Annotated in this window: 11 protein-coding genes; all 11 read right to left on the minus strand. The window is 52.0% G+C overall.

The window, feature by feature from the left end:
• Positions 1-343: 343 nt before the first annotated feature.
• The 11 genes from XYCOK13_RS17870 to XYCOK13_RS17920 all read right to left on the minus strand — a co-directional run bounded on the left by XYCOK13_RS17870 (position 344) and on the right by XYCOK13_RS17920 (position 12,257).
• Positions 344-2,737, minus strand: a complete 2,394-nt coding sequence (locus XYCOK13_RS17870; protein WP_213413610.1) for a polyprenyl synthetase family protein — start codon at positions 2,735-2,737, stop codon at positions 344-346.
• A 338-nt stretch (positions 2,738-3,075) separates the two neighbouring features.
• On the minus strand, positions 3,076-3,225 hold the full coding sequence (locus XYCOK13_RS17875) for a hypothetical protein (protein ID WP_213413611.1): 150 nt from the start codon (positions 3,223-3,225) through the stop codon (positions 3,076-3,078).
• A gap of 150 nt (positions 3,226-3,375) precedes the next feature.
• Entirely contained in the window at positions 3,376-4,875 is a 1,500-nt protein-coding gene (gene abc-f, locus XYCOK13_RS17880) for a ribosomal protection-like ABC-F family protein (RefSeq protein ID WP_213413612.1), read from the minus strand.
• 254 nt (positions 4,876-5,129) lie between these two features.
• Entirely contained in the window at positions 5,130-6,143 is a 1,014-nt protein-coding gene (locus tag XYCOK13_RS17885) for a hypothetical protein (protein WP_213413613.1), read from the minus strand.
• Between the two features lie 79 nt (positions 6,144-6,222).
• Positions 6,223-6,582, minus strand: coding sequence for an MmcQ/YjbR family DNA-binding protein (locus tag XYCOK13_RS17890; RefSeq protein WP_213413614.1), 360 nt, complete (start codon positions 6,580-6,582; stop codon positions 6,223-6,225).
• 186 nt (positions 6,583-6,768) lie between these two features.
• Positions 6,769-7,620, minus strand: coding sequence for a DUF8832 domain-containing protein (locus XYCOK13_RS17895; protein ID WP_213413615.1), 852 nt, complete (start codon positions 7,618-7,620; stop codon positions 6,769-6,771).
• A 169-nt stretch (positions 7,621-7,789) separates the two neighbouring features.
• Positions 7,790-8,638 (minus strand): hypothetical protein, encoded by an 849-nt coding sequence (locus XYCOK13_RS17900; protein ID WP_213413616.1) that lies wholly within the window; start codon positions 8,636-8,638, stop codon positions 7,790-7,792.
• Positions 8,639-8,864: 226 nt separating this feature from the next.
• Positions 8,865-9,353, minus strand: coding sequence for a glutathione peroxidase (locus XYCOK13_RS17905; RefSeq protein WP_213413617.1), 489 nt, complete (start codon positions 9,351-9,353; stop codon positions 8,865-8,867).
• A 371-nt stretch (positions 9,354-9,724) separates the two neighbouring features.
• Complete coding sequence (locus XYCOK13_RS17910) at positions 9,725-10,387, minus strand: restriction endonuclease (RefSeq protein WP_213413618.1); 663 nt, start codon at positions 10,385-10,387, stop codon at positions 9,725-9,727.
• 302 nt (positions 10,388-10,689) lie between these two features.
• Positions 10,690-11,427: a tyrosine-protein phosphatase gene (locus tag XYCOK13_RS17915; RefSeq protein WP_213413619.1), complete on the minus strand. Its 738-nt coding sequence runs from the start codon at positions 11,425-11,427 to the stop codon at positions 10,690-10,692.
• On the minus strand, positions 11,427-12,257 hold the full coding sequence (locus XYCOK13_RS17920) for a carbohydrate ABC transporter permease (RefSeq protein WP_213413620.1): 831 nt from the start codon (positions 12,255-12,257) through the stop codon (positions 11,427-11,429). The genes XYCOK13_RS17915 and XYCOK13_RS17920 overlap by 1 nt, the downstream gene beginning before the upstream one ends.
• Positions 12,258-12,259: the final 2 nt, after the last annotated feature.

Here is a 12,259-nt window from a genome sequence, read left to right on the forward strand (position 1 = left end):
GAATTAGGGGGTCTGACCGCTTTTCCGGTCATTAGCGTCTCTGTGTTCCGTTAGAGTGCGTAAAGGGTAGAAATCGCCTAAATAACGTCTCTCCGTTCCGTTAGCGTTTCGGGGCCCCAGACAAAGCAAGCCTGACTCTGCTGCTTGACGCTCGCGTTTTGCCTTTACCCTTGTGCCGCTCAATTCAGCCGAAGCAGGCGCGTGGCTAAGGCGTTCCTGACCCTACACATATGCGAGATGCGCCAGCTGTCGGTACAGAATAGCTTTTCGATCTCGGATGGAGGTTCGCCTGCTTGCTTCAGCTTCAACAACTGGCTAAACAAACAAATCAGTTAGAGACCATCTACCGATCACGGCTCACGATATAATGCAACAAGTGCTTCAGAAAAACAGGCTGGCGCTCCATCGCCTGCAGTGTCTCCATAGCCAGGCAGTAGTGCTCCCACAACTGCTTGCGGGCCTCTTCCTGCCCCAGGATGGAAACGAAAGTGGCATTGTTGTTTGCTGCATCCTGTCCAACCGGCTTCCCCAGCACATCGCCGTCCCCTTCGGCATCAAGCAAATCGTCCTTGATCTGAAAGGCAATGCCCGCGTGGTAAGCAAAGGTCTTCAGCCGACTAATTTCCGGTTCGGGCACCTGGGCCAGCATGGCCGGCATTACTAATGCTGCTTCAAAAGCGATGCCCGTCTTGTAAAAGCAAAGCCGATTCAGCTGCTCCAGCGTCAACATCTTCCCCTTGGACGCAAGATCCATCGCCTGCCCGGTGCACAGCTCCTCGGCTGTTCGCGCCGCATAGCGGATCACAGCTAATACGCTTGACGCCTCGAATTGCTCAAGCGACGCCTGCTCCCGAATGGCTCGCTGAATCAAGAACAAGCCGGCAAGCTCAGCAGTGGCGCTGTCATGCCATTCATGCAGCGTCGGGCGCCCTCTGCGGGTAGATGCATTGTCCTGGGTCGGCAGGTCATCGAAAATGAGCGAGGCCGTATGCATATATTCCAGCGAGCGCAGGAGCGGCATCAGCGCTGACGCCTCCAACCCGTACTCCTGAACCCCCATCGCCCAGGACAAGATTGGACGCAGGCGCTTGCCTGCTCCTTCGAGGCTGTAATTAGCGGCGTCTACCAGCTTCGCCTTTACTGCCGACATGTCTTCCGCCTTGGCAATGGGCAAAGTGTCGTTGATCTGTTGGCGGACTGTGCGGATCATCTTGAAGAAGGCTTCCCTCTCCTCCCGCTCCGCCCTCAACATGTCAAGCAATTGGTCGCGCAGACGCTTGTCGAAGAAGTCGACATTGTCAGCTTTCTGGACAAGACGCTGAATGAGTGCAGCAAATGACGGGCTTCCCGCAGCGAATGTGTCCATGATCCATTGGTATTTTTCCTTCCCGACACGCTCCCGGCAGCGCTTAAGCCCATTGATCGCACGGTCCAGAATAACTTCGCGCGCCTTGGCATCGGAGCTGTACACGTGATGAATTAAATAGGCGACGACTGTCCAGTACAATTCGAAGGGATTGATCAGATCCTGGCGCTGGTCACGATACCTCATGTAATAGGTGTACGGTGTAACCGCCCCTGCTCTCTCGTCGTCGAACATGTCCGCGAAGTCATCAGCCAGCTGATTATAAATACCGTAAAAGAATGTCCGCCGGTTAAAGTCTTCATCAATAGGGGCTCCCGTAATCGTACGGGCAATCAATCGGGAAGAGGCGGATTTCAAGATAATCGGGAGGTAAATCTGTTCGTTCGTGTAGGAAGGGTTAGCCGCATCCTTGGCTCGATCCAGCTCCTGAGCGTGGAAAAATACGTAGGCTTGCCCGAAGAACGCGTCAGCGCTTTCCGGCACCTGTCTGCTCTTCACATACTCGAAGGCTTCCCGCAGCTCCGCATGGATAAACGCGAAGCCGTCCAAAGTGTTCCCCGGCCATTCGCCCAGCTTCGGAACAGTTCGGGTCAGAAGAGCCGTGCGGATCATTCGGGAATAGCACGATTTCTCTTCGGCGGATAATGCTGCCGAATCCAGCAAATCGTCAATAAAGGGATAGGTGAGTCCATAGGCATACCCAAGACGAATGGCCTCGTCCAACCTGCTGGCACGTTCCGCTGCGGGAGAGCCTTCCTTGTCCAGTTCTTCCATCACATGCAATACGACGCCGACAACAATCTTGATCAGCTTGCGCTGGGCTTGCTCGGCATCCAATTCCTTCGGGAGATGGGCGGAGACGTTCCTCAGCTTGTCGAGAACCCAGATGACCGCGGTCTCTACACCTTCTTGCTGGCCCCAGCGATACAATCCTGCCGCGCTGATCCATTCCGGTTGGCCTCCGCGGCTCGTAGGGGCATCCTTCAGCAAATAACGCTTAAGCGAAGCAGCCGCACGCTGAATTCTCGCTTGCGTTTCCAGTTCTTCTATGGGCTTCCCCAAATCCCGCATATACACATAGGCGATGCTGCGATCCAGATATTCATCCAGCTTGCCGGTATGGTCCAGCCAATGGATATAGCCGTAGCCATCCGCCGCAGCTGCCTGCTTCCGCTTTTTCGCTCGCCAAGCATGCCACGGCCAACCACGCATATGCTGTTGTTTCCATAGCTGAAAATCCCCGGTCAGGACAGAAGCAAACTTCTTCTGCCCAAGCTGCTCCTGCAGCACCGCGAAATATTCAGCTGCTTTCCGTTCCGCCTGCCGATAAGCAGCATCGGCTTTGTTCCCTAATTCAAGTTCCGGATTCATCAGATGTCCCTCAATTTCTATGGATGTTCAAAACAAATGTACCCAGTCATTGCCTGCCCGAAAGAGGAGAACTCCCTTCCCGCACTATACATCAGTGTATGCCGCAAGGATATCCTCCATCCCCAACCTATTTGTATGATAGTACGAAAGCTGGAGGCCATTGGTTGCAAGAAGAATCACGCTGCTGTGGAATGAAATGGACGCTCCATACAAAAAAAAAACTGCCGACATCAGTTCGTGTCGACAGTTCGTTATTCCATCTGTGCCATACAACCGCTTGCGCGGATGCCTTCGCGTGCCGGGGAGCGCGGCCCATGCGCAGCTCGCCGAATCCGAATCTACTGGGCGGCTAAATGCCCGGCAACCTTCGATATAGCCTGCACGACCTCCTCGCAGTCCTCTTCCTCCATCTGCTGATTCAGTCCTATCGAAATGGCTCTGGAGAGATAATCCAGCGTAACCGGGCACATTTGTCTATCGTAGGACACATTCCCCTTATACTCGCTGCAATTCCACGGTGATTGGCAGCAGCAATGAAAAAAAAAAGCACGGGTTCCTCTATGCCGGGAAACCCGTGCTGCTTCTATTCGGACGCATTCGCTGTTCCGGCATTTCCACGAAGCCCCGGACAGAGCCGCTCAGCCAGCTCCGTCGATCCCCGGCAGCTCCACTACCTTGGTTGCGACCTGCCTGCAAAATTCACGGTCATGCTCCACGAACAAGAGCGTCGGCGCATAGGCCAGCAGCAGCTCCTCGATTTGCATCCGGGACAGTACATCAATAAAGTTAAGCGGTTCATCCCAAATATACAAATGGGCCTGTTCGCAGAGACTCTTGGCAATCAACACCTTCTTCTTCTGGCCTCCGCTATAAGCCGCCATATCTTTGTCAAACTGCACTCTGGCGAAATCGAGCTTCCTCAATATGGCTTTAAAGAGACTCTCATCGAGTCCATAGCTCCTGGCGTAATCCGTCAGATTTCCTTGCAAATGCGAGGTGTCCTGCGATACATACGAGATTTTCAGCTGGCTTCCTCTTCGGAATACGCCCGTATGCTCAAGCTCCTCTCCACCAATCAGCCTGAGCAAGCTGGACTTTCCCGAGCCATTGCGCCCCGCCAGCGCAATACGTTCTCCCTGCTCAATCGCAAAGCTGACATCGCTGCACACCTTCTGGTCTCCGTAATAAATCGAAACCTGATCCAGTTCGGCGAGCTGATGCTTGTGATAGACCAGCGGCGCAATCTTCAAGCTGTCCGTGCCTTCCAGATTTTTCAACAGCTTCGACTTTTGCTCCATTGCCGCATGCTGCCTGTGCTCCATCGACTTGGAGCGCTTCATCATCTTTGCCGCCTTGTGGCCAATATACCCTTTGTCTACCTTGGAGCCGGAATTTCTAGTGTTGTTCTTCGATTTCTCCACTTTATCCGACCAGACGCTTGTACGCTCAGCCGCCTCTGCCAGGCGCTTCATCTCCCGCTTCAGCTTTTCGTTCTCGGCCAATTCAAATCGATCCTGCCGCTGCTTATTTTCCCACCAGTCGGAGAAGCTGCCTTTTTGAATCTCGATGCTGGTCTTGTTGATGGACAGTACATGATCCACGCAGTTATCCAGAAAGGCTCTGTCGTGCGATACGAGAATATAGCCGCCTTTGGACTGCAAATAGTTGCTAAGCAGCTCTCGTGCATGCATGTCCAGATGATTGGTCGGTTCATCAATGAGCAGAAAGTGATTTTCCTTCAGAAATAAGGCCGCCAGCATGACCTTCGTCTGCTCACCTCCGGACAAGGAGGCAAAGGGCCGGTACAACACGCCCTCGGATACTTGCAGCAAGGAAAATTCCCGCATCAATTGCCAGTGCTCGTAGTCCGGATAAATCTCGTCCACCACATTCATAGTGAGTTGATCCTGATCCTCGACCATGTAGGGGAAATATTCAAATTGGACCTGGGCGGAAATCGTGCCGCTGTATTCATATTTGCCAAGCAGCAAATGGAGAAAGGTCGTCTTCCCCCGGCCATTCCGCCCGGTAAATCCCAACTTCCAATCTGTATCGAGCTGAAAGCTCACGTCCTCGAAGATATTGTCGTAACTGCCGTCATATGCGAAAGTCAAATCGCGAACCTGGATTAGTGACATGCGCGTCCCCTCCTGTTCCATAGAAAAAGCTGCAAGAAAGTTACCTTTCCTGCAGCTCCGCGCACACACAACCAACCTCCCCCCGGGCAACGGAGTAAGGTCAGGAGAGATATGGATGGAGTGAAAGAAGCGTAACTTTCCCGCGCATAAAGAAACCTCGATGCATGACATCATGCTCGTCTGGTCGCCCTTACAGCAAGAAAATTACACCATCGGCCCTTTCAACTCCCGTTAGTTAGATACGTCGTATTTTATCATAGCCCGTTTCCGGCAACAACCCCTTCAGCTTCATTGGATTGAATATGACGGAGCAAAGCAGATAGGAATTGCCGTTCCTCGCCCAGATTGTTCTCCAGCTTCTGATAAATGCTGTCGCGCAGCGCCTGATCTCGTTTTACATTGTATTTCAGCACGAGATTTCGCAAGTACATATACTGCTTCTCCAGATTTATACTCTGACCGAGCAAGCTCTGGTCGAACGCTACCCGCTCCTGCTCCATCAGATACTTCGTCCGGGTCGCCATCAGCAGCTTGTGCTCATAGAGGAAGTGAAAGGGGCGGATGTCCAAATAATGACCGGCCAGTTCTGGATTGCCCACGTAATCCAGCAGACGGTCAAGAGACTCCAGACCAAACTCGCATTCCTGCTCTTCTACGAGATCAAAGGTCTTGCGCGAATGCAAGTAGCTCTCAATACTCGCTGCAATATTCTCGAGATTCAGCTTGCACTCGTAATCGGCTTTGCGCTTCAGGAACCGAACCTCTGTCCAGAAATCGAAGTCTGCCGGGATCGTCCAATATCCCTTCTCCAGTTCAACAAAGGGACATGACGTCTGCACGAATTTCCCATTCTGCAAATTATCCGCTACGAATGCCACATCCCTCTCCAGGTCATATCCAAAAATGAATAGTTCATGAATATGCTGTTCCTTCTGATAAGAATCTGACTGCGGAATGTAATAGCGATCTACAAAAATATACAGGTAGTACCCCATATCTATCGCATCGATAATGATCTGTTTCAGCGTTTTCCCCGTCTGCACTACCATCTCCTGCGGGAGGCTGTGGAAGGCAATTCCCGGACAGTTCTTCAACAAAATCGGGTGGTGGTCGAAGGTATAAATTCTCCAATTGGGCGCAAATCGAATCTGGATGAAGTTGTTGTACACCCACGGCCATAACCTGTCCTCCATCAAGGAAAAGATACTTCCGTAGGAGGTATAGGCACTAATGAGAGGCTCACGCGTCTCCAGGACCTTTGTGGTCATGCTATGCGATCTCCTTTCGATTCAAAATTCTGACAACGAGTCAGCCAGCCCTTCATCCCGGGGCTGGCAGGCCGACCTTTTATTGCTGCAATAAAGCCATTCTTTCTGCCTTCGTCATCTTGGCCACCACCAAGCGGTAAGAATCCTCCAGCATCTGCTCGATGACCTCATCCGGCACGTTCCCGTCCAGGACAACCGTGTTCCAATGCCGCTTGTTCATATGATAGCCGGGCAATACACTGCCTGCGTACGTCTCCCGCATCAGCCAGGCTTCGTCCGGGGACGTCTTCAGGTTCACACTCTCCATGGCGCCAGTATGCCCCAGCAGCGCGAACATCTTGTTCCGGACGAATAACACGGGCAAGTCCGGATCGAACGGATATCGCAAGCTTGTCCCGGGATATTGCAGTCCCAATTCCATCAGACGCTGATGATTCAATTTGCCACCACCTCACCTAGCATGCTCATATCATTTCTTGATCTGATTCTATCATATTTTTGCCATTTGCAAGTGGCCAGATGTCTTGCAATCCATTTGCGCGGAGTCCGCAACATGCGGTCCGGTGGGTACTTCATACAAAAAAAATAGACGCCGCATACAAGCAGCGTCTTTCAAGGATCTCCGTTATTCCGCCTCTACCACATAGGCGACCGTTATCACCTTGCCCTGGCGTTGAAATTGTGCCCAGACTTTATACATGCCCGCTTCCGGGAAACTCGTGGCGAATCGCGCCTCCGGACCGCTTGCCAGCTCGTCGATCGGGTGAACATGCAGGTACTCCTCGGTGTCTTCACTGAGAATTACCACATGCCCTACAGCACCCAAATAAGGCTCCAGATCCGCGACCGGCTCCTTCGTCTCCGCATCGGCTAGCTGGAAGACCAGTTCAAAGTCGCTCCCGCTGATGGGATGGCCGTTGACAAGCGTCACCATGACGCCATCCGCTGTCTTGGCGTGCTCCCGATCCCTCACTAGCGGAACCGCCTCGGCGGGTGTGCCCTTCACCTCAATCCACTCTGTCCGCGTTGTGGGACTGCCCCCGGTTGGAACGTAATCGGCGATCAGCTTATACTCGCCTCCGGCAGGGAAGGAGGTTGTCGTACTGAACGTACCGTTCCCGTTGTATGCCGGATGGATATGATCGAAGTAGGACAAATCCTTGCTGACTACGATGAGATGCATCAGCTTCTCATGGCTGATGTCGAAGTCTTGGATCGGCTCCCCTTCTTCATCCTGTATCCGAATGTGTATCGTAGTCTCCTCTCCTGCCACGGCATTTTCCGCCGACCATACCGCCTCTGTCGCTGCCTCATTGGCAGCGTTGCCCGCATGCCCATGTCTGTGTGCGGACGGCGAGTTCACGGCGACCGGTGCCGCGACCGCAGTCTCCGCCACATGCTGCCGGCCATAGCCGTGCCCTGCAAAATAGCTCATGCCGGTAAGCAGGACGATGACCCCAAACAACTTCCAGTTCATGTTACCTTCTCCTTCCTCGCTTGTCTTCTCCATATCCCGAAATCCTGAAGCCTGAACGCCATGGCCGCCCCGGCGATCCGCGGCTCCAGACAACCTATCGCGGCAACTGGAATGCCAACCGTATTATACCCAAGCGCTCAAAATAGATTTGGAACCGCCATAAATCAGTTCATGGCAGCCGCATGTTGGAAGGCAACCGCCACAGTACTCGATGCGCATAGCTGTTCCAAAGCAGCAGCAAGGAAGCCAGCGCAAGATAGATCGCCATATACTGCCAGAACTGGAGCCTAATGTCGAGCCATCCCACATAGTAGAGCGGGACATCTGCAGCATAGACCAATACTGGCGCAAGCCACCGCCAAGGGCTGTGGGGAAAAGCTGCAAGTAAGGCGGCAAATATCCCCGCCTTCATCACCCCCATGATTGATCCTGAGAAAACATCATCGTGATACATATCTGCAAAAGCGCCGAACTGATAATAGCGAATACCGATGACCCCCATCAGGTACATCACCGTCCCTATCATGCTCCATGCTTGCATCCATAGGCTGAGGAAACGGAAAACGCCCAGCCCTTTCCTGAGTTGGGCGAGCCAGAAGCGAGTCAAATGAAAGTAGAACAACAGGGCGAACCAAGTATAAGCCATCCTCCACCAATGGGGTTCATAAATGCGCAAATCCGTGAACAGCCATTCCACAGCAACTAAGAAGGTCGCGAACAGTACGATCCAACGCTGCCTCAAATTATAAACGGCGACTGCCGTTCCCAGCGCGGGGACAATGAGCAAGTTCGATACTATAGCTCCGGCAACATTATCATAATAGCGAATCGTTAAGACTTCGGGGAAATATTCGTAGCTGTCCCCTATCACCATAATGAAGAATTCAACAACATAGACCATGCCCGAGAACGCAAAAAACAAAACAAGCCAACTAAACTGACGCTCACGAATGACGATGCTCACCAGAATGGTCAAACTGATGAGGACAAGGAGCAAGTAAGGAATGAAATTCGGCATAGGGGGAGAAACCTCTCGACATTTTTGTTGGTTATTATTGCCGAAATCGGTTCCGTGTAGTCATAGGGGGAGATGTTCGCTGTTTCCAAGCGAGTCAACTGCCTCTTGAAGCGGACAGCCACCACAGAAAATGCGAAAAAAAAGAATATCTCCAACGCTCCCTGCCAGTGCAGATTAAGGAGATATCCTCATTCATTTGAAGATGGAGCAACGGAATCAAGCTGCGCTATTGTGAAGCGTTCAGCAGATCTTGCAACTCCGGCTCGATTTGGGCGGGTACGGTCGTCGGGGCATAGCGCTTCACTACCTGCCCCTTCCGATCAATCAGAAACTTCGTGAAATTCCACTTGATGCTCTTGGTCAGAACGCCTCTTTGCTGCTCCTTCAAGAACACGAAGAGCGGGTCTGCCTGATCGCCGTTGACATCAATTTTGGCAAAGACGGGAAAGGTCACTCCGTAATGGATCTGACAAAACTGTGTGGTCTCCTCAATGCTGCTGAACTCCTGATTGTTGAATTGGTCGCAAGGGAAGGCCAGAATCTCCAATCCCTGATCGCGGTATGTTTCGTATAGCTCTTGAAGTCCCTTGAACTGCGGGGTAAACCCGCATTTGCTGGCCGTATTGACGATTAACAAAGCCTTGCCCTCGTATGCCCGAAGCGATTGTTCTTCACCGCTGGGCAGCTTCACCTTAAAATCATAGACCGTTTGCACGTTGCATCCCTCCTGCCGCCAATTTTAGCATAAGCCGCTTGTCTTCGTAATCGATTCCTCTGAGACATTTGGCGAAACAGCCCTACCCCTTCGTCTTCTGAACAGCGAAGACATACAGGAATCCGCCGAGCATCCAGGAAGGCTCCCAAAATAACAACCTCCACCACGTTGCATAACCAAGCATTTCTTCACATTTTGCTTCTCCTGTTCATAGTGCTGGTCGGAGACCATCCCCTTCTTGTATGCTTTTGAAGAAAATCGGCTTATCGTCCGTATCGTTAATGATATATTGGAGACCTTGGACAACGGAAAGAAATGAAAAAGAAGCAATTAATGCCAAGGTTAGTTGCTTCTTTTTCATTCAGTGGATATTATCTTGGCCGCCACTTCCCCCAGGCTGCAAGCTTCTGTTCGAGAAGAGCACCGTGCCAATAATCAACCTTGAACTGATCCGCCTCTTTCTTCGCTGGCGCTGTTAAGTCCGATGTGGTCACGAGCAAGGAAAGGATACAATCATGATTTCTCTTGGCACCGACTAATTCACGGACTGTTTGAACGGATACCGAATTATGATCAGCGTAGCACTTGGCTTGTACAGCAGTTTTCTCACCGCGCTTATCAATGATGACCAAGTCCACGCCCCCGTCATTGCCGCCAACACCAACTTCCCTAACCTGGTAGCCTTGATCGCGAAAATATAAAGCCAGAAGTCGTTCAAATTCCGGGCCTGACATGTCATCCAGTCTGCTAGTTAGTATCACTTCGTCTGACCTGCATTCCATGGATGTCCTCCTTACTCCTTTCCTTGCCGACCCGCTAGTTGCTTTTTTTCGACCTTTCTTCTTGGCCCTTCTTGATCTTGTCCACAGCGCTCCGAGTATTTCGGCTGCAATTATTGAACCAAATAAAATGCCGAAGAAGAACCCCCAATGCAGCCCAGGTATATTAAAATATAATGCTAATCCGCCTAATATAAAAAGCCCTCTCAAAATAAATGCAAGCTGTCTTCCTTCTGCGTAGTAGGTTTTTGCCATCGTTATCCTCCTAATTCAATGTTACGTCGCAATTCATACTCCATTAATCGTATAACACCCTATTTCGTTCTGTCTCGACAGATTTCCTCCTTTTAGGAGATGGAATTGTGGCATTTCGAGAAATTGAAAAGGATGCCTCCGTAACCGTGACCTATAGCCACACATTACAGGAGACATCCCGCACATAAAATGGTTAATATACATATTTTCGCGCTGTTCAAACATTGGTTGCAGCAGCTTCTTCCATGCTAAAAATAACGGTGCAGCCTAATACTGCACCGTCATCTTTATGCTGCTAATGATTACGCAAGCAGCTTTTGCTTCAATCTGTCGATATGGTCGGCGCCAAGGCCGATCGACAGCAGGTAAGCCTCTGCTCCATGATACTTCGCGTCAAGGTAATCCAGCATCTGCTCCATGTTGGCCGGAGCGCTGCCAAGGAAGCGCTCATACATCTCCTCTGGCAGCATGTCCGGGCGCTCCGCGCGGAACTCGTCCATAATCGGCGTCAGATTGACCGCCGATTCCGCGTAGTCGGCGATGATGGCTTCTCTATCGACGCCGGCAAGTCCCAGCAGCAGCGCGGCTACGACACCCGTGCGGTCCTTCCCCGCTGCACAATGGAATAGCACAACTTGCCCCTCCGCGACAGCCAATTGCTCGAACACCTCGCGCAGAAGATCCCCGCAATCGTCCAGCATCTGGACATACAAATCGCCAAGACAGCGAATAGTCGGGAGCGTCGAATTCGCGGGATTCACGAGGCTGATATGGCAGTATCTGACGCGGTCGGAATCGGCGAATACATTCTTCTTCGCCTCCAGCTCGTGCGCGTGCCGCAAATCGATCACGGTGCTGACACCATAGGAAACGATCTTCTCCTGATCCTGCTCCGTCAGCCGATGCAGGCCATCTGCCCGCAAGAAGCGGCCCTTCTGTACCAGCCTGCCGCCGGCTGTCTGATAGCCGCCGATATCTCTTACGTTGTAAGCACCTTCTAGTTCAAGCAGCCTTCCATTTCCACTAGTAGAGATCGCCATTACTTTAATCCGCCCTTCAAGAAAGAATCGATAATTTGGCGCTGCAGCAGCAAGTACATGATCAATACCGGCAAGCTGGCAATGGTCGTCGCCGCCATCAGCGCGCCCCACATATTGCCGTCAGAAGATATAAACATTTGAAGTCCTTTTTGAATCGTGGAGTTCTCCAGCTTGGTTGTCACAAGCAGCGGCCAGAAATAATCATTCCACGAAGTGATGAACAGCAGGATGCCAATCGAAGCGACAGGCGCCTTCAGATTTGGCATGATGGTCCGCCAGAGCACGCCCCAGTCTGACGCGCCGTCCAGCCTGGCCGCCTCGATCAGCGTGCGCGGATATGATTTGAACGCATTGTACAGCTGCAGTACCGCGAACGCCGAAGCAATATTCGGCACGATCAGGCCCAGCAGATGATCGCGCCAGCCAAAGCCGCTAATCGCGACATAGTTCGGAATCATAATGACCTGGAACGGCACAAGCCATGTCAAGGCAATCAGGCTGTAGATCAGGGTGCTGCCTCTAAAGCTCCACCGCGAGAAGGCATAAGCGGCAAGTATGCTGGTTAACAGCTGTCCTGCTGTCTGGGCTAGCGCCACCGCAATTGAATTGATCAGCATCCGGGGCATGGGAATGGCATTCCATGCGTCCACGTAGTTCGCAAAGGTGATGCGAAGCGGAATGAAGCTTGACGAGTATATGTCCACCTCCGGCTTCAGGGAAGTCACGATCATCCAATACAGCGGAAAGACTGACAGCAGGCTAAGCGCAATCAGTGCCGCATGCTTGATCGTTGACGATGCCGAACCGACCAATCGAGCTGTTTTGTCCATGT

The organism is Xylanibacillus composti (assembly GCF_018403685.1).
GTDB classification, from domain to species: Bacteria; Bacillota; Bacilli; order Paenibacillales; family K13; genus Xylanibacillus; species Xylanibacillus composti.